14 protein-coding genes are annotated in these 17,409 nt (G+C 63.0%); 3 read left to right on the top strand and 11 right to left on the bottom strand.

Annotated elements, in window-relative coordinates; translation table 11 throughout:
- Positions 1-36 precede the first annotated feature (36 nt).
- Genes J2Z31_RS23935 through J2Z31_RS23925 form a run of 3 tightly spaced genes read right to left on the bottom strand, consistent with a single transcriptional unit; the run spans position 37 to position 2,157 of the window.
- The gene (locus J2Z31_RS23935) at positions 37-432 is read right to left on the bottom strand and encodes a Fur family transcriptional regulator (RefSeq protein ID WP_209605359.1); all 396 of its coding nucleotides are present in this window, start codon (positions 430-432) and stop codon (positions 37-39) included.
- A complete protein-coding gene (gene znuB / locus J2Z31_RS23930; RefSeq protein WP_209605357.1) occupies positions 432-1,256 on the bottom strand; it encodes a zinc ABC transporter permease subunit ZnuB in 825 nt (274 codons plus the stop codon). The genes J2Z31_RS23935 and znuB overlap by 1 nt, the downstream gene beginning before the upstream one ends.
- Complete coding sequence (locus J2Z31_RS23925) at positions 1,249-2,157, bottom strand: metal ABC transporter ATP-binding protein (RefSeq protein ID WP_209605356.1); 909 nt, start codon at positions 2,155-2,157, stop codon at positions 1,249-1,251. The genes znuB and J2Z31_RS23925 overlap by 8 nt, the downstream gene beginning before the upstream one ends.
- A gap of 150 nt (positions 2,158-2,307) precedes the next feature.
- Between J2Z31_RS23925 and znuA the strand changes: the two genes are divergently transcribed.
- Entirely contained in the window at positions 2,308-3,327 is a 1,020-nt protein-coding gene (gene znuA, locus J2Z31_RS23920) for a zinc ABC transporter substrate-binding protein ZnuA (protein WP_209605354.1), read from the top strand.
- Positions 3,328-3,439: 112 nt separating this feature from the next.
- Here znuA and J2Z31_RS23915 read toward each other — a convergent pair whose 3' ends face one another.
- Positions 3,440-5,068, bottom strand: coding sequence for a glycoside hydrolase family 43 protein (locus J2Z31_RS23915; RefSeq protein WP_209605352.1), 1,629 nt, complete (start codon positions 5,066-5,068; stop codon positions 3,440-3,442).
- 361 nt (positions 5,069-5,429) lie between these two features.
- Between J2Z31_RS23915 and J2Z31_RS23910 the strand changes: the two genes are divergently transcribed.
- Positions 5,430-6,005 carry a TRAP transporter small permease subunit gene (locus J2Z31_RS23910; RefSeq protein ID WP_209605350.1) on the top strand — a complete coding sequence of 192 codons (576 nt, stop codon included), beginning with the start codon at positions 5,430-5,432 and terminating at the stop codon, positions 6,003-6,005.
- Positions 6,002-7,792 carry a TRAP transporter large permease gene (locus J2Z31_RS23905; protein WP_209605348.1) on the top strand — a complete coding sequence of 597 codons (1,791 nt, stop codon included), beginning with the start codon at positions 6,002-6,004 and terminating at the stop codon, positions 7,790-7,792. The genes J2Z31_RS23910 and J2Z31_RS23905 overlap by 4 nt, the downstream gene beginning before the upstream one ends.
- 192 nt (positions 7,793-7,984) lie before the next feature.
- Here J2Z31_RS23905 and J2Z31_RS23900 read toward each other — a convergent pair whose 3' ends face one another.
- From J2Z31_RS23900 to J2Z31_RS23870, 7 genes are all read right to left on the bottom strand, one after another.
- The gene (locus J2Z31_RS23900; RefSeq protein WP_209605346.1) at positions 7,985-9,091 is read right to left on the bottom strand and encodes a TRAP transporter substrate-binding protein; all 1,107 of its coding nucleotides are present in this window, start codon (positions 9,089-9,091) and stop codon (positions 7,985-7,987) included.
- A 352-nt stretch (positions 9,092-9,443) separates the two neighbouring features.
- The gene (mgrA, locus tag J2Z31_RS23895) at positions 9,444-10,472 is read right to left on the bottom strand and encodes an L-glyceraldehyde 3-phosphate reductase (RefSeq protein WP_209605344.1); all 1,029 of its coding nucleotides are present in this window, start codon (positions 10,470-10,472) and stop codon (positions 9,444-9,446) included.
- A gap of 222 nt (positions 10,473-10,694) precedes the next feature.
- Positions 10,695-11,828 (bottom strand): Gfo/Idh/MocA family protein, encoded by a 1,134-nt coding sequence (locus J2Z31_RS23890; RefSeq protein WP_209605342.1) that lies wholly within the window; start codon positions 11,826-11,828, stop codon positions 10,695-10,697.
- Positions 11,829-11,929: 101 nt separating this feature from the next.
- A complete protein-coding gene (locus J2Z31_RS23885; protein ID WP_209605340.1) occupies positions 11,930-12,691 on the bottom strand; it encodes a sugar phosphate isomerase/epimerase family protein in 762 nt (253 codons plus the stop codon).
- A 118-nt stretch (positions 12,692-12,809) separates the two neighbouring features.
- Positions 12,810-15,281: a beta-mannosidase gene (locus J2Z31_RS23880; RefSeq protein ID WP_209605338.1), complete on the bottom strand. Its 2,472-nt coding sequence runs from the start codon at positions 15,279-15,281 to the stop codon at positions 12,810-12,812.
- Positions 15,282-15,396: 115 nt separating this feature from the next.
- Entirely contained in the window at positions 15,397-16,482 is a 1,086-nt protein-coding gene (locus tag J2Z31_RS23875) for an ABC transporter ATP-binding protein (protein ID WP_209605337.1), read from the bottom strand.
- Positions 16,483-16,488: 6 nt separating this feature from the next.
- The gene (locus J2Z31_RS23870; protein ID WP_209605840.1) at positions 16,489-17,403 is read right to left on the bottom strand and encodes a carbohydrate ABC transporter permease; all 915 of its coding nucleotides are present in this window, start codon (positions 17,401-17,403) and stop codon (positions 16,489-16,491) included.
- Positions 17,404-17,409: the final 6 nt, after the last annotated feature.

Here is a 17,409-nt window from a genome sequence, read left to right as displayed (position 1 = left end):
GGGCAGAGGGGGTAGATACGGCGACGCAGCCCCGCCTTACCCGCAACTCTTGCAATGCCCGCGGATTTCGATCGTTGTCTTCTCGGTCTTGAAGCTCTGCCCGCGCACCAGCACCGCGAGGCGCTGTTCGATCGCCTCGTCGTGGAACTCCGTCACCTGACCGCAGCCCTCGCAGATGGTGAAGGCGGTGACGCCGTGGTCGTGTTCGTGCTCGTGCGGGCAGGTGCAGGCGACGAAGGCGTTGATGCTTTCGAGCCGGTGGACGAGGCCATATTCAAGCAGCTTGTCGAGCGCCCGATAGACCTGCAACGGCGCGCGAACGCCCTGGTCCCTGAGCTTGTCGAGAATCGTATAGGCGCTCATCGGCCCCTCGGAGTGGGAGAGAGCCCCCAGGACCAGCGACTGGTTTCTCGTCAGTTGGGGCATGCCCATCAATTCTGTCCTCCGCGCAAAGACTCTGACGCCCGAAGACCCCGGCCGACCGGCAGGAGACTCAGCACGAAAAGCGCGAGCGCCGCGACGACGATAGACGGTCCCGATGGCGTATCCCAGTGGAGCGATCCGAAAAGACCGCCTGCGACCGCAAGCGCCCCGATCAGCGAGGCGAGCACGGCCATGATCTCCGGCGAGGCGGCAAAGCGGCGTGCGGTCGCCGCGGGAATGATCAGAAGCGAGGTAATCAGCAATATGCCGACGATCTTCATGGCGATCGCGATCACCAGCGCCATTAGCAGCATGAAGAAGAGCCGGACCCTTTCCGGCTGCAGGCCCTCCGCCTCGGCGAGTTCCGGATTGACGGTCGCAGCAAGCAGCGGCCGCCACAGATAGACGAGCGCGAAGATTACCAGGATGCCGCCGCCCCAGATGATGTCGATGTCGCCCCTGGAAACGGCGAGGATGTCGCCGAAGAGAAAGCCGATAAGGTCGATCCTGACCCAAGTCATGAAGGCGACGATGACGAGACCGATCGACAACGCCGAATGCGACAGGATGCCGAGCAATGCGTCCGTCGACAGCGCGCCGCGCTTCTGCAGGAAAAGCAGAAGCAACGAAACGACCGCCGCGACGATGAAGACGCTGAGCATCAGGTTGAGCTCGAAAAGCAGCGACAGCGCGACGCCGAGCAGTGCCGAATGCGCCATCGTGTCGCCGAAATAGGCCATGCGCCGCCAGATCACGAAGCAGCCGAGCGGTCCGGCGACCATGGCGATGCCGATGCCGGCAACGAGCGCGCGAATGAAGAAATCGTCAAGCATCGCGCTTTTCCGATGGCCCGAAACCGTGCAGCCTCGCGTGATGGCCACAGCCGCAGTCCGGGTCGTGATCGTGGACGTTCTCGGCCCCGTCGTGGTGATGATGGCCGTCTCCCGGGAAACAGCTTTCGGCGATGCTGCCATCGGCATGCAGCACCCGCCCGTCCGGCAGGTGCGTGTGGTCGTGATGATGGCTGTAGACGGCAAGCGCACCGGCGGCGCGGCGACCGAACAGCTTCAGATATTCCGGACTTTGGCTGACCGCTTGCGGCGTGCCGCGACAGCAGACATGGCCATTCAGGCAGACCACCGTATCGGTTTCCGCCATGACGATATGGAGATCATGCGAGATCAACAGGATGCCGCAGCCGGTGCGGTTGCGGATCTGCTTGATGAGTTCGTAAAGTGCGATCTCGCCGGAGAAATCGACCCCCTGCACCGGCTCGTCGAGTACGAGCAGATCCGGCTTGCGGGCGATCGCCCGCGCCAGCAGCGCCCGCTGGAACTCGCCGCCCGAAAGGTGCTGCACCTCCGCCTTCGCCATATGCAGCATCCCGGTCGCGGCCAGTGCCTCTTCGATTTCTCGCGCTTTTAGCGCCCCCGTCAGCGTCATCAGCCTTTCGACCGTGAGCGGCAGGGTCCAATCGACCGACAGCTTCTGCGGAACATAGCCGACCTTCAGGCCCGCCATGCGTTCGACACTGCCCTCGTCCGGCTTCACGACGCCGATCGCGGTCTTGGCCGTGGTCGATTTACCCGAACCATTGGGGCCGATGAGCGTGACGATCTCACCGCGGCTGATCGAAAAGTCGACTCCGCGCACGAGCCAACGGCCATTGCGGCGCACGCCGGCATTGCTCAATCTGACGAGTGTCGTCTTCTCCTGGGGGCGGAAGTTCAGCATAAAAAATCCGATTTCGACGGTTGCCTCTGGCTATCGCACACGTTATAGCATAACGCAATTGATGTAATAACATTACACCATGGTCCAACGCAATAGAACACTCCCGCAAAACCCGCGGGGCTGCTGAAAAACTGAAGCCCGGAGTCACCGATGAAATCGACGCCTGCCCTGCTCTTTGCATCCACCCTCCTCTTCTCGTCGCCGTCTCTAGCGGACGCCCCGAACGTCGTCGTTTCCATCAAACCGATCCACTCGATCGTCGCCTCCATCATGCAGGGTGTTGGCGAGCCGTCGCTGATCGTCGAAGGCGGCGCCTCGCCGCATACCTACAGCATGAAACCCTCGAATGCCGCCGCCCTGCAGTCCGCAAAGGTGGTGTTCTGGGTCGGCCACGGGCTCGAGGCGTTTCTCGACAAGCCGCTCGACGCACTCGGTGGCGGCGCGAAGGTGGTGGAGCTTGGCGAAGCACCGGGAGTCGCGAAATTGAAGCTCCGGGAAGGCGGCGCCTTCGAAGCACATGATGACGGACACGAAGGCCATGAGGAAGAAGGTCATCACGGGGAAGACGCCAGCCATGAAGGGCATGATGACCACGCCGCAGAAAAGGAAGCGGCGGAGCACGACCACGAGCATCACCATGGCGAAGGCGAGTTCGACATGCATATGTGGCTCGACCCGATGAACGCCAAGGCGATGGCTGATGAGATCAAGACGACGCTCGCCGCGGTCGATCCGGCGAATGCCACCGCCTACGAGGCCAATCTCGAGAAATTCAATGAGCGCGTCGAGGCACTGGACAAAGGCCTTGCCGAGACGATCGCGCCGATCAAGGACAAGCCCTTCGTCGTCTTCCATGATGCCTATCAATATTTCGAGAACCGCTATCATGTGCGGGTCGCCGGCTCGATCACCGTCAGCCCCGAGGTGCTCCCCGGCGCGGAGCGGCTGTCGCAGATCCACGCCAAGATCGAGGACCTCGGCGCCACCTGCGTCTTCGCCGAGCCGCAATTCGAACCGAAGCTCGTCAATGTGGTGATCGAGGGTACGCCAGCGAAATCCGGTACGCTGGACCCGGAAGGCGGATCGCTCGATGCCGGGCCAGACCTTTACTTCCAGCTTATGGAAGGCATCGGGGCATCGCTGAAGGGCTGCCTCTCCTCTGGAAGCTGACGCCGGCGCATGTATCAGCTACCCCCTCTGGCCTGCCCGTCCTCCGCAGCAGCTGCGGAGGACGGGCAGGCCAGAGGGGGTGAGGCTGGCTCCATCACTCGCTCAACACAAGCTATTCACCCACCGGCGCTTCGTACCGGAAGCGATCGAAATCCGCGGGCATCGCGCTGCCGGACGTGTCGAAGGCGAACATGCCGGCAAAGGCGCCGGTGAAGGAGCCGTGCTCGCCGCGTCCGCCCTCATCCGAGATCACGCCCGCATCGAGTACCGGACCGATCGCCGCCCATGCCTCCTCGGCCGAGGCCCGCCAGAAGAACTGCAGATCGTTCTGGCGTATCTCCATCGCCAGATGGACCGGCCCCTCGGGCACCGGAACGCCGCTCCCGGCCGGATAGGCCAGGCGTCCATGCGGGAAATCGCCGGGACAAGAGAAGATCGTCACGCTGCGGCCGAGCGTCTCGTGCCAGGTGACGCCGAGCGCATGGAACTTGTGGCGGTTGTAATAATGCGTCAGCCCTGCGACCTGCTGATAGGTGTGCGGCACAAACTCGACCACGGTCTCCGCGCGGAAGGAATGATGCTCCTGGCGCCTTGCCACCAGCGCCTGCTCGAACCAGCTGCCGATGCTCTCGCGACCGAAGAGGCGCAGGTGTCCTTCCCGCCGCGTGAGCGAGAAGATCCGCTCCGGCAACGGCGTGCGCAGCCACTGGAACTCCGGCGGAAGCTCCGAATCGTCGAAATCCGTCTCCGTCGAGGCCGGCAGAGGAACGGCTTGCGCAGTCACCGGCGCCGGCACGATCACCTCGGGCACGACCCCGCCGTTTTCGAGATAGAGCCAGCCATCGTCGCGCCAGACACATTTCTGCAGCGCCGTTTCGCGCCCGAGCGGTGAGCGGCGATGCGGCGGCAGCGGCCGTCCGCAAAGATGGGTGTGATAGGCCTGCCCGTCCGGAGTCTCGACATATTGTCCGTGGCCGGCCCGCTGGAGCGGCGCCTCCGGATGGTCCTTGGAGGTGATGAGGTGGACGTTCGGATGCAACTCGTAAGGCCCGTCGACAGTCTGCGACCGCGCCATCGTCACCGCGTGGTCGTAACCGGTCCCGCCCTCGGCAACCGTGAGGTAATACCAGCCGTCGCGCTTGAAGAGGTGCGGCCCCTCGACAAGTCCGAGCGAACTGCCGGCGAAAATGTTCTTCACGGGACCGATGAGCTTGCGTGTCCGCTCGTCCCATTCCTGCAGCAGGATGCCGTCGAAAGCCGGGCTCTTCGGCGCACCGCCGAAACTCTCTGTCCGGTGGTTCCACTGCATGTTCAAGAACCACTTGCGACCGTCATCGTCGTGGAAGAGCGAAGGATCAAAGCCCGACGAATTGACATAGACCGGATCGGACCAGGTCGCCTCGATTGATTCGGCCGTGACGATGTAGTTGTGGGCGTCCTTGAAGTTGCCGTCGAAGCGCTTGACGTCGGTATAGACGAGCCAGAACAAGCCGTCGCAATAGGAAAGGCACGGCGCCCAGATGCCGCAACTGTCGGGATTGCCGCGCATGTCGAGCTGGCTCGCGCGCTCGAGCGGACGCCGGATGAGCCGCCACTTCACCAGGTCGCGCGAATGGTGGATCTGCACACCCGGATACCATTCGAAGGTGGACGTCGCGATGTAATAGTCGTCACCGACCCGGCAGATCGACGGGTCGGGATTGAAGCCCGGCAGGATCGGATTGCGGATCGACGCGGCCATGTTCTTCTCCTCCAGAATCGTCGAGCATCCAGCCCGAAACTCAGGGCAGTTTCAAGGCCTTCGCGCTTACTTGCCGCTGAAGATTCAGGGACATGTCGCGGCTTCCGAATCGCGGTTCCGCCGCACCCCCTCTGGCATCGGGGTGCAAGCCGCTTGTATTCTCCCCCTAGTGGGGGAGATGGCCGGTCCACCCTCCGCAGCTGCAGCGCAGCTGCTGCGGAGGACGGGCTGGCCCAGGGGGTAAGGCCGTGCACCTGAACTGCAATGCGGAAAAATGAAAGCGCGGGCTTGAAAGCACCCTTGAAATCGGCACTGTGACTGTGCTTGGCAGAAGAAAAATACCTACTGCGGGGATAGTTCGATGCAACCATTACTCGGCCTCAGCCGGCTGGTAGACGCCATAACCGAGAGGATCGGCAAGGCGGTCTCCTGGCTCATTCTCGTCGCCGTTCTCGTCAGCGCCGGCAACGCCGTCATCCGGAAGGCATTCAACATGTCGTCGAATGCCTGGCTCGAGGCGCAATGGTACCTCTTCGGCGGCGCCTTCATGCTTGCCGCCGCCTACACGTTGAGCCAGAACGAGCACATCCGTATCGATATCGTCTACGGCATGTTCTCGCGGCGCGTGCAGCATTGGATCGACCTTTTCGGGCACGTCTTCTTCCTGATGCCTTTCGTGCTGCTGATGGTCTATTACCTCGTGCCCTACGTCCGCATGTCCTATCTCTCGGGAGAGGTCTCCTCCAGCGCCGGCGGTCTGATCATATGGCCGGCCAAAGCCATCCTGCTCGCCGGCTTCATCCTGCTGGCGCTGCAGGGCATTTCGGAAATCATCAAGAAAATCGCCGTCATGACCGGCCGCATGGACGACCCGACGCCCCATGTGCCGACCCATGCGCCGCTCGACGAGGCTGTAGCGCCGGAGGTCCGCCCATGATCGAATTCATCGCGGACAACCTGGCGCCGATCATGTTCGCGTCGCTGGTGATATTCCTGCTCCTCGGATACCCCGTCGCCTTCTCGCTTGCCGCGAACGGGCTCCTGTTCTTCATCATCGGCGTGGAACTCGCGCCCCTATCGGATTCGATCAACCTTTCCTGGCCGTTGCTCAACGCGTTGCCGGAACGATTCTGGGGGGTGATGTCGAACGACACGTTGCTCGCCATCCCCTTCTTCACGTTCATGGGCATCGTGCTCGAGCGCTCGGGCATGGCCGAGGATCTCCTCGACACGATCGGCCAGCTCTTCGGTCCCATCCGCGGCGGTCTCGCTTATGCGGTGATCTTCGTCGGCGCCCTGCTTGCCGCCACCACCGGTGTGGTTGCCGCATCCGTCATCGCCATGGGCCTCATCTCGCTGCCGATCATGCTGCGCTACGGCTATGACCGGCGTGTCGCCTCGGGCGTCATCGCAGCCTCCGGCACGCTTGCCCAGATCATCCCGCCGTCGCTGGTGCTGATCGTTCTCGCCGACCAGCTCGGCCGCTCTGTCGGCGACATGTACGCCGGCGCGCTGATCCCCGGGCTCGTGCTGACAGGCCTCTACATGGGCTACATCATGCTCATGTCGTTCCTGAAGCGCGACTCGATGCCGGCCCTGCCGCTCGAAGCCCGCACGCTCGGATCGGGCGTGGCTTCGCTCGTCGTCGCCGTCGCCGTCGCCGTCGCGATCGCCTATGCGGCGCATGTCTACCTCGCGCCGACGCAGGGCGAGAACGCGGACATCCTCGGCGCAACGGTCGGCGTCATATTCGTCTACATCGTCGCCATCGCCGACAAGGCATTCAACATCGGCATCCTGTCGCGCCTCGCGCAGCAGGTCATCATCGTGCTGATTCCGCCGCTGGCGCTGATCTTCCTCGTCCTCGGCACGATCTTCCTCGGCATTGCGACGCCGACGGAAGGCGGAGCGATGGGCGCGGTCGGTGCCCTGATCCTCGCCGCCGCGAAAGGCAGGCTCAACATGGACGTGGTCCGCGCCGCGCTCGCCTCCACGACGCGCCTTTCCGCCTTCGTGCTGTTCATCCTGATCGGTGCGCGCGTGTTCTCGCTGACCTTCTACGGCGTCAACGGTCACCTGTGGGTGGAACACCTGCTGGTCGGCCTGCCGGGCGGCGAAGTCGGCTTCCTGATCGCCGTCAACGTGCTGGTCTTCCTGCTCGCCTTCTTCCTCGACTTCTTCGAACTCGCCTTCATCATCGTGCCGCTCCTGGCTCCGGCCGCGGAAAAGCTCGGCATCGACCTGATCTGGTTCGGCGTTCTGCTCGGGATCAACATGCAGACGAGCTTCATGCACCCGCCTTTCGGTTTCGCACTCTTCTATCTGCGCTCAGTCGCGCCGAGGGTGCCCTATCTCGACAAGGTGACCGGCAAGCGGATGCAGCCGGTATCAACCGGCCAGATCTACTGGGGCGCCGTGCCTTTCGTCGGCATCCAGATCATCATGGTGGCGCTGACCCTCATGTTCCCGCAAATGGTGATGCACTACAAAGGCGCAGGCGCCGATGTCGATCCCTCGACCATCAAGATCGAGGTCCCCGGTTTCGGCACGGGTGGCGGCCTCGGCCTGCCGGACAATGGCGGCGGCCTCGGCCTGCCGGGCGGCTTGCAACTCCCGGGCGGAAGCCCGCTCGACGGCGGCCAGCAGCCGGCCCAGCCGAATGTTGCGCCTCAGCAGCAGCAGCCACCGGCGCCAGATCTGAGCGCGCCGCCGTCGTTCAATTGAGGGTGCACGCTGCCCCTTGCCTGCCCCTCCTCCGCAGCAGCTACGGAGGGTGGACCGGAACCTTCTCCTCGGCTGACGGGGAGAAGAGGCTCGCGGCACGGCCCTGTCCCCAGGGCAAACGACCTTGATGACAAAGAGAAACCCCGGAGCAGCGCTCCGGGGTTTCTTGTTCCCGCAAATCGAACCGCAGCCTCAGAGCTTGCCGTTGCGCTGCTGGATCATCATGAAGGTGTCGTAATTGTATTCGGCGATCTGGGCGTTTAGATAATACTCGCCGCGGAAGGCCTTGATCGATTCCCAGATCTTCTTGAAGGTGGGATTCGCGCCTTCCATTTCCGCATAGACCTCGTTGGCCGCGTCGAAGCAGGCGGTGAGGATTTCCGGGCTGAACGGGCTCAGCTTGGCACCTGCCGCAACCAGCCGCTTGATCGCTGCGGGGTTCAGATAGTCGTATTTCTGCAGCATGTTTGCATCCGCCGCCTGGCACGCGGTGCGCAGGAGCGACTGATAGGCCTTCGGCAGTCCGTCGAAAGCCGCCTTGTTGAACATCGCGTGCACCGTGGGTCCGCCTTCCCACCAGCCGGGATAGTAGTAGTACGGTGCCACCTTGAAGAAGCCTAGCTTCTCGTCGTCATAGGGCCCGACCCATTCGGCCGCATCGATCGTGCCCTTTTCGAGCGCGGGATAGATATCGCCGCCGGCAAGCTGCTGCGGCACGACGCCAAGCTTCTCCATGACCCGGCCGGCAAAGCCGCCGACGCGCATCTTGAGGCCCTTCATGTCGGCGACGGTCTTGATTTCCTTGCGGAACCAGCCGCCCATCTGAACGCCGGTATTGCCGTTCGGGAAGCCGACGAGACCCTGTGCAGCCAGGAACTCGTTGAACATGTCGATGCCGCCGCCATGGTGATGCCAGGCGTTCATGGCGCGCGCGTTGAGCGCGAAGGGCACGGCGGCGCCGAGCGCCCAGGTCGGGTCCTTGCCCCAGTAGTAATAGGCAACCGTATGGCAAGCCTCGACGGTACCGGCTGCCGTCGCGTCGGCAGCCTGCAGGCCCGGCACGATTTCGCCGGCCGCGAAGACCTGAATCTGGAAATTGCCGTCCGTCGCTTCCGACACGTACTTCGCCAGGACTTCCCCGCCGCCATAGATGGTGTCCAGCGACTTCGGGAAGGACGATGTCAGGCGCCAGGTGACTTTCGGGTTGGTCTGGGCGATGGCCGGTGCTGCGAGTGCCGTGGCCGCTGCCGCACCAAGCCCGCCGATACCCGCATTTTTGATGAATGAACGGCGATCCATAGTACCTCCCTATCTCCCGCTATGACGGCTGCGTTTCCTCCGCAACCGTCGATTGAGCATTTTCATCGACGCCTCAGCGCGTCGACGGCTCATTGTCCTCGCTCTGCCGGTCGCTGGGCACACGGAGATGCTCGCAAATCGCTACCGGCACCACCGCACCATACAGAGATGGGGGTACATGTCCAGAGGCCGATTTCGGCCTCCTGCCCGACTTTTGTCGGATGTGACGGACCCCTGGCGCCGATCGCCTTAGTCAAGGCAAATCAAAGCCTTCGTCGGACAGACCGGCGTCTGCCGGACGAAGGCGCTGTAGCACTCTGCATTGCTGCTTGTCTCTGAGACATGCAGTCGATCAACGCTCGGCCGAGGCGGCCCAGAGATTGACGTCGGCCTCGCGCGCATAGAGATCGATCTCCGCCAGTTCCTCTGCCGAGAAATCGTCGTTCTCGAGCGCTCTGACGCAATCGACGATCTGCGCCGAACGGCTGGCGCCGATCAGGGCAGAGGTGATGCGGCCGCCGCGCAACACCCAGGAGAGTGCCATCTGCGCCAAGGTCTGGCCGCGCCTCTCGGCGATCGCATTCAACTTGCGGACATTGTCGATGATCTCCGGCCGGATGAAGCCCTTCTTGAGGAAGCGATTCTGCGCCGCGCGGCTATCCTCGGGAATACCGCTCAGATACTTCGTCGACAGCATGCCCTGCGCCAGCGGCGAGAAGACGATGGACCCGATGCCGAGTTCCTCCAGCGTATCGACCAATCCGTCATCCTCGATCCAGCGGTTGAGCATGGAGTAGCTCGGCTGATGGATCAGGCAGGGGGTGCCGAGATCCTTGAGGATCGCCGCCGCCTCGCGGGTGCGTTGGGAATTATAGGAGGAAATGCCGACATAGAGCGCCCTGCCCGAGCGCACGATGTGGTCGAGTGCGCCGCAGGTCTCTTCGAGCGGCGTGTCCGGATCGAAGCGATGGGAATAGAAGATATCGACATAGTCGAGCCCCATGCGCTTCAGGCTCTGATCGCAGGAGGCGATCAGATACTTGCGGCTGCCCCATTCGCCATAGGGTCCGGGCCACATGTCGTAGCCGGCCTTCGAGGATATGATCAGCTCGTCCCTGAAGCCGGCGAATTCGGTGCGCAGGATCTCGCCGAAGGCGATCTCCGCCGAGCCGGGCGGTGGACCGTAATTATTGGCGAGATCGAAATGGGTGATGCCGAGATCGAAGGCGGTGCGGCACATGTCCACCTTGCGCTCATGCGGCGTATCTCCGCCGAAATTGTGCCACAGCCCCAGCGAAATGGCCGGCAGCTTCAGACCGCTCCTGCCACAGCGGTTGTATTTCATCTTCTCGTATCGATTGTCCGCCGGTTGCCAGGGCATGAGTCGCGTTCCTCGTTAGTATGGGTGGGCTTGAATACCCCTCCCCAACCCCTCCCCACAAGGGGGAGGGGCTTGGTACCCGCGGCGCTCGTCTGCCCATCTTCAGCCTATGCGTGGGTTGATCCCGCTGAGACGGAGGTAAGACGGTGCGGCAAGGTAAGCCCCTCCCCCTTATGGGGAGGGGTTGCGGAGGGGTCATCTTGTCGACGATAGCTGTGCGCGTCATCGCAACAGCGCCCTCGCCTCCTCGATCCCAAGCGCCGCCGGCTGGGTGCAGGTCGTGGTGAGCGTCACGAACCGCCCCTCCTCGCCCGATTTCAGGATCGACACCATGACGTCGACCGCATGCAGCGCTCGATCGAGCGAGCAGCGCGCGTCGCGCCCCGCCAGGATGGCATCGGCCATGTCTGCAAGGCCGGCGGTGCGGTAATTGGCGATCGGCCCCAGCGGATGCTCCCAGTTATTGACTGCAAAGGGGTGATCCCAAGCCTCCAGAGGCTGAATTTCCTTGCCTCGGCCGCTCGCCTCGACAGTGCCGCCGAAGAAATTCGGGTCAGGCACGAAGAGCGATCCGTCGGTGCCGTAGAGCTCCATATTGCCATGGCGGTGCGCCCAGACGTCCCAGCTCGCCGACAGCGTGATGGTTGCGCCGTTTTGGAATTCGAGCAGCGCATGGATATTGGTGGGCGTCTTGACCGGGATCACCTCCCCCTTGCGTGGCTCGCTGGTGATGGTGCGCGTCTGGTTGGCCATCGACGAAAGCGCCGCCACGCGCTTCACCGGTCCGATCAGGTTGATCAGATTGGCGATGTAGTACGGGCCGAGATCGAGCACCGGGCCGCCGCCCGGCAGGAAAAAGAAGTCCGGGTTAGGGTGCCACATTTCCATGCCCGGGCTCATCACGTGGCAGGTGCCCGAGGTGATGCGACCGATCTTGCCCTGATCGACATAGGCGCGGGCAAGCTGATGGGCGCCGCCGAGGAAAGTGTCCGGCGCACTGCCGACCAACAATCCCTTCGCCTTTGCGGTGGCCCTCAGCTCCTCGCCCTGCTCGAGCGACAGCACGAGCGGCTTCTCGGAATAGACGTGCTTGCCGGCCTCGAGGATCGCCTTCGAAACCGGGAAGTGCGCCTCCGGAATGGTCAGGTTGACGATGATATCCAGCTCCGGATTGGCGAGAAGCGCCTCGATGCTCTGGGCCGTCACATCGAATTCGGCGGCGCGCGCCTCGGCCGCCGCCGGATCGATGTCCGCGCAGGCGATGATCCTGATGCCCCTGAAGAGCGGCGCCAGCTTGAAATAGGTGGTGGAAATATTGCCGCATCCGATGATGCCGACGCCAAGTTCTTTCGTCATTGAGATGTTCACTCCCTAAGCAGATCCGCCAACAGCTCTGGCAATGACCTGCGACAAACGAAATCCAAGAAGCCATTCGCGGGACACCCGCGAATGGCTGCTTAGTAGGATTGAATGGAAGCGAGCGACCGCTTGGCGAAGCGCCGGAAGTCGCTCGGATTGTCGTGTTCCGCGATGAAATATTTCGCCGAGGTCTCGCTGAGCGCCCGGATCAGCGCCTTCCAGTCGAGCGTGCCCTCTCCGACATCGGCCCAGCCGTCCTCGTTGGTCTTCTCGCCCTTCGCCGCAATGTCCTTGACGTGGACCGCGGTGATGCGCTCGCCATATTTCGCGATCCAGGCAAAGGGATCGGCGCCGCCGCGAATGATCCAGGCAATGTCCGCCTCCCAGGAGAGGTCCGGGCCACCGGCGAAGATGTGCTCCAGCGGCACCGAGCCATCCGGCAGCGCGTGGAATTCGAAATCATGATTGTGCCAGCCGAAGTCGATACCGGCATCACGGAAAGGCCTGCCCGCCGCCTGCAGACGAGCGCCGAAGGCGCGCCAGCCGGCCGCATCGCCCGGACGTTGATCCGGCATCAGATAGGGGCAGTAAATGGCGCGAATCCCGAGCGCATTGGCGATCTGCATCACGCGCAAGGGATCCGTTTCCAGCATGTCGAGGCTGAAATGTGCCGTCGGCATCGCAAGCCCGTTACGCTCGAGACCGCTCTTGAACTCGGCGATCTCCTCGTCGCTGAGAGCGGCATAGAGCGCCCCATATCCTTCGACCTGCGTATAGCCGGCTTCTCCGAGAGCGGAAAGCACATCGGCGAAGGGCGGGAAATTGCGGGCGCTGTAGAGCTGGAAACTGACGTCTTTCATCGTAAATCTCCTCGTGGATTTTGCGGAAACATTTCGTGGTAGGGCCACCGCGAAGCGGCGCGCTGTTGATCTTCGCAGGCGAAGAGCTACCCATGACGGCGGATCGCGCTTCACCCCCTCACCCTCTTCCTTGGCAGGATTCGAGATCGTAGGCGCTGAAGCGCGGTGTGACGCCCTCGTCGAGCGGCACTTTCGGTGTGAAATGGATCGTCTTCGCTTCGCCGGCCGTAAGATCGAAGGCGTTGTCCGAATAGCGTCCCTCGGCATCCGCCTCGACCATTACGTGCAGTGCGAGACCGGTCGCGGTGAGGATGACGTCGTAGCCGTCAGCTCCTGGCGCCGCCTCGATCGCAAGGCCCGCGGGCTTGAGGTCGAGAGCTTTGTAGGTGCCGTGGACGTAATGGCCCTCGCCACGCATGCCGTTGGATGCCTCGAAGGACCAGAAGAGAAGCGCATCGGCCGGAATATCGGCGGCCGTGATGGCGACGAGCGTCTCCGCACGCTCCGGCGAGCATGCGCCCGCCGCCGCGACCAGCAGGCGGCGCTTGCCTTCGAGTGTAACGAGGAAGGTCTCGAGCTCGACCGTCACCGGCTCGGCCGTATCGTTCACCATCGAGAAGGCGATCGTCTTGCCGTCCGCGGACGGTATGGCCGCCACCGTGACCGGCTGGAAGAATCGGCGCGCCATGTAGTGCATGGCTTTCCAATGACCGCCATAGTCGAGGCTCGACCAGGAGGCGACCGGCCAGGTGTCGTTGAGCTGCCAGTAGAGCGTGCCCATGCAATGAGGTTTCAGCGAACGCCAGTAGTCGACGGCGGTGCGGATCGCAAGCCCCTGCTGGATCTGGCTCAGATAGACGAAGCTCGGGAAATCCTTGGGGAAGCGGAAGTAGCGGAACATGGTGCCGGCGATCCGCTCGTTGCCCCCGACATTCTTCTGATGCGCCTCCATCACCGGCGAGGCGATGTTGAGGTCGCGCGCTTCGGCGAACTCCCGGATCACCGGCATCGACGTATAGGACTGGAAGCCGAACTCCGAGCAGAAACGCGGTCGCACCGATCGGTAGTTGTCGAAGGATTTGTTCTCATGCCAGACGGACCAGTAGTGCATGTCGCCGGAACCGTCGGCATGCCAGGCGTCGCCGAAGTCGAGGTATCCGACCGAAGGGCTCGACGGCCACCAGGTCGCCTCCGGGGAGGCCGTCTTCAAGGCCATCTCGATCGTCCGGTTGAGGCGGTCATAGGAGACGAGATAGCGGTCGCGGTCCTTGCGGCTTTCCTCAAACCAGGTAAGGGCGCCGACGAGTTCGTTGTCGCCGCACCAGAGCGCGATCGACGGATGCGAGGCGAGCCGCTTGACCTGATAGTCCACTTCCGCCGCGACGTTTTCCAGGAAGTCCGGCGTCGAGGGATAGAGATTGCAGGCGAACATGAAGTCCTGCCAAACCATGAGCCCGAGCCGGTCGCAGAGATCATAGAACCAATCGGGCTCGTAGAAGCCGCCGCCCCAGACACGGATCATGTTCATGTTGGCGTCGACCGCCGAGCGCAGAAGGTCTTCGACACCCTCCGGTGTAACCCGCGACATCAGCGCGTCCGCAGGGATCCAGTTCGCACCGCGGCAGAAGACATCGCGGCCATTGACGCGGAAGACGAAGCGGTTGCCCGCCTCGTCCCTGTCGGTCACGAGTTCGATCGTGCGGAAACCGATCTGGCGCGTGACCGTTTCCTCCGGCGTTTCGACCTTGAGGATCGACAACGCCTGCTCGCCGCTGCCGGCCGGCCACCAGCGCTGCGGCTCGGCAATATTGAAGACCTGCGTGATGCGCGTCTCGCCGGCGGCGACGGCGCAGTCGAGCCGCTCGCGCTGCCCGTCAAGCTCGAAATGGATCGGCACGATGCCGGGGTCGCGGGCATAGAGCACAACGGTCACCTGCAGATCGACCGAGCCATCGTCGAGCCAGAGCTGCCGCGTCGTGACGTGTTCGATGCGCGCAGTCTCGAGCCGGCAGAGCGCCAGCGCGCGATAGATGCCCAAAGGAGCAATGGCGATGTTCCAGTCCCAGCCGAAATGGCATTGCGGCTTGCGCAGCATATTGCCATTTCCGATCGGCGAGTTGCCCTCGTGATAGGGCACATGGAACGGCTGCGCCGCCTGTCGCCGCGCCCCTTCGGCGATCGCGGAATGGAGCACCACCCGGATCCGGTTCTCGCCGGCGATAAGGGCGTTCGATACATCCGGGCGATAACGGCGGAAACAATTATTCGCCCGCAGCACCAGCCGGTCGTTGACGAAGACCGAGGCTACCGTATCGATGCTTTCGAAATCGAGGTACCAGAAGCCCTCGACGTCCTCCGCATCGATAACGACCGTGCGCTCCAGCACCCAGTCCTTGTGCGCCACCCATTGCACCTCGGCCTCGTTGCGGCCGCGAAAGGGGTCGGCGATGATGCCGGCGTGCTGCAGCGCGCTGTGCACGTCGCCAGGCAACGCGATCGTCAGCGCATGGCTGTTATCGGCGGAAGCCAGCAGCCAGTCGCCGGAAAGATCGATGCGGATCGCGTCGCGGTTCAAGGTCTCGGCAGGCATATCAAAATCCAGTGGCGGCGGTCGCTCGGACGCTTTGTCAGGCGGCGCTTACAAAAGCCGGTCGCTCTAAAGCTGGGCGGGGGTTGCGAATGCGCATACCCGCTCCGGCGGGCTGTCAAAGGCGGTTTTCGCTGGCGGCGTCGAAGATCGAAGCAACCCCCATGTCGAAAGAGAGGCGCACGGAGCTGCCCGGGGGATAACGCCGCTTGCCGGCGATCCTGACCGACATCGGCTGACCGGCAAGCGTCAGCCAGAGCAGGTTGTCCGCCCCCATCGGCTCCTCGATGTCGACGGTCGCCTGATGTGCGGGCTCGTCCGTCCGGGCTTCGTCGACCTTGACGTGCTCCGGCCGGACGCCGAGCACCACCTTCTGGCCGGGCTTCAGCGGCACGCTCGCCGGATAGGCGGTGACGTCGAAGGCCGTGCCGTCGACGCGGACGAAGCTGCGGCCCTCCTTCGCCTCCACTTCGCCACGGAAGAAGTTCATCGACGGCGAACCGATGAAGCCGGCGACGAAGAGGTTTTCCGGCGCGTTATAGATCGTCATCGGATCGGCGAGCTGCTGGATTACCCCGCTCTTCATCACGGCAATGCGATCGGCGAGCGTCAGCGCCTCGATCTGGTCGTGGGTGACATAGATCATCGTATTCTTCAGCGACTGGTGCAGCCGCTTGATTTCGACGCGCAGCTCCGAGCGCAGCTTGGCATCGAGGTTCGACAGGGGTTCGTCGAACAGGAACACGTCGACGTCGCGCACCAATGCCCGGCCGATCGCCACGCGCTGGCGCTGGCCGCCGGAAAGTTCGGAAGGCTTGCGCTTGAGCAAGGGCTGGATCTGCAGGATTTCCGCCGCGCGCTTGACCCGCTTGTCGATCTCCGCCTGCGGCACCCTGGCAACCTGCAAGCCGAAGGAGAGGTTCTTCTCGACCGACATCTGCGGGTAGAGCGCATAGGACTGGAACACCATGCCGATGCCGCGGTCCTTCGGCTCTTCCCAGGTGACGTTGCGATCATGGATGATGATCTGCCCGTCGGTGACGTCGAGCAGGCCGGCGATACAGTTGAGCAGTGTCGACTTGCCGCAACCGGACGAGCCGAGAAGGACGAGGAATTCGCCGTGATCGATGTCGAGATTGAGCTTGTCGAGAACCGTGACGGCGCCGAAGCTCAAGGAAAGATCCCTGACGGAAACGCTGGTCATGCTTGCTTATCCTTTTACTGCGCCGGCTGCGATGCCGCGTACGAACAGGCGACCCGAGACGAAGTAGACCGTCAGCGGCACGAGGCCCGTCAGGATCGTGGCGGCCATGTTGACGTTGTATTCCTTCACGCCCTGGACCGAATTGACGATGTTGTTGAGCTGGACGGTCATCGGATAGTATTCCGGCCGGGTGAAGACCACCCCGAACAGGAAGTCGTTCCAGATGCCGGTCACCTGCAGGATCATCGCCACGACGAAGATCGGCAGCGACATGGGCAGCATGATCTTCAGATAGATCGTCCAGAATCCGGCGCCATCGACGCGCGCCGCCTTGAACAGCTCTTCCGGCAGCCCGGCGAAATAGTTGCGAAACAATAGCGTCAGGATCGGCATGCCGAAGATCGTGTGTACGATAACGAGGCCGGTCAGCGTCCCGTAGACGCCCATTTCTCTCAGCACGATGACGATCGGGTAGATCATCACCTGATAGGGGATGAAGGCGCCGATGATCAGGATGGTGAAGAAGAGATCGGCGCCCTTGAAGCGCCAGTTGGCGAGTGCGTAGCCGTTGACCGATGCGACCGCGATCGAGATGAGCACCGAAGGCACGGTGATGCGCACCGAATTCCAGAAGCCTCGCGAGAGGCCGTCGCAATTGAGCCCGGTGCAGGCCTCGGCCCAGGCCTTCACCCAAGGCTCGAAGGTGATTTCCAGGGGCGGTGCGAAGATGTTGCCGACACGGATCTCCGGCATGCCCTTGAGCGACGTCACGATCATCACATAGAGCGGCAGGAGATAATAGACGGCTACCAGGATCAGCGTACCGTAGACGATGATGTTGCGGCGTGAGAGCGCGCTCCTCGGCTTGCTGCCGCGAGGACCGGCCTTGATCCTGGTGTCTTCAGCCTCATGGCGTTTCAGCGCGCT

The sequence above is a fragment of the Sinorhizobium kostiense genome, from assembly GCF_017874595.1.
In the GTDB taxonomy this organism is placed as follows: domain Bacteria; phylum Pseudomonadota; class Alphaproteobacteria; order Rhizobiales; family Rhizobiaceae; genus Sinorhizobium; species Sinorhizobium kostiense.
This window is presented reverse-complemented; position numbering and strand designations above follow the sequence as displayed.

What these genes read in the sequence shown, in the direction of transcription:
- J2Z31_RS23935 (WP_209605359.1), bottom strand. Translation starts at nt 432, where the DNA reads ATGGGCATGCCCCAACTGACGAGAAACCAGTCGCTGGTCCTGGGGGCT.
- znuB (WP_209605357.1), bottom strand. Translation starts at nt 1,256, where the DNA reads ATGCTTGACGATTTCTTCATTCGCGCGCTCGTTGCCGGCATCGGCATC.
- J2Z31_RS23925 (WP_209605356.1), bottom strand. Translation starts at nt 2,157, where the DNA reads ATGCTGAACTTCCGCCCCCAGGAGAAGACGACACTCGTCAGATTGAGC.
- znuA (WP_209605354.1), top strand. Translation starts at nt 2,308, where the DNA reads ATGAAATCGACGCCTGCCCTGCTCTTTGCATCCACCCTCCTCTTCTCG.
- J2Z31_RS23915 (WP_209605352.1), bottom strand. Translation starts at nt 5,068, where the DNA reads ATGGCCGCGTCGATCCGCAATCCGATCCTGCCGGGCTTCAATCCCGAC.
- J2Z31_RS23910 (WP_209605350.1), top strand. Translation starts at nt 5,430, where the DNA reads ATGCAACCATTACTCGGCCTCAGCCGGCTGGTAGACGCCATAACCGAG.
- J2Z31_RS23905 (WP_209605348.1), top strand. Translation starts at nt 6,002, where the DNA reads ATGATCGAATTCATCGCGGACAACCTGGCGCCGATCATGTTCGCGTCG.
- J2Z31_RS23900 (WP_209605346.1), bottom strand. Translation starts at nt 9,091, where the DNA reads ATGGATCGCCGTTCATTCATCAAAAATGCGGGTATCGGCGGGCTTGGT.
- mgrA (WP_209605344.1), bottom strand. Translation starts at nt 10,472, where the DNA reads ATGCCCTGGCAACCGGCGGACAATCGATACGAGAAGATGAAATACAAC.
- J2Z31_RS23890 (WP_209605342.1), bottom strand. Translation starts at nt 11,828, where the DNA reads ATGACGAAAGAACTTGGCGTCGGCATCATCGGATGCGGCAATATTTCC.
- J2Z31_RS23885 (WP_209605340.1), bottom strand. Translation starts at nt 12,691, where the DNA reads ATGAAAGACGTCAGTTTCCAGCTCTACAGCGCCCGCAATTTCCCGCCC.
- J2Z31_RS23880 (WP_209605338.1), bottom strand. Translation starts at nt 15,281, where the DNA reads ATGCCTGCCGAGACCTTGAACCGCGACGCGATCCGCATCGATCTTTCC.
- J2Z31_RS23875 (WP_209605337.1), bottom strand. Translation starts at nt 16,482, where the DNA reads ATGACCAGCGTTTCCGTCAGGGATCTTTCCTTGAGCTTCGGCGCCGTC.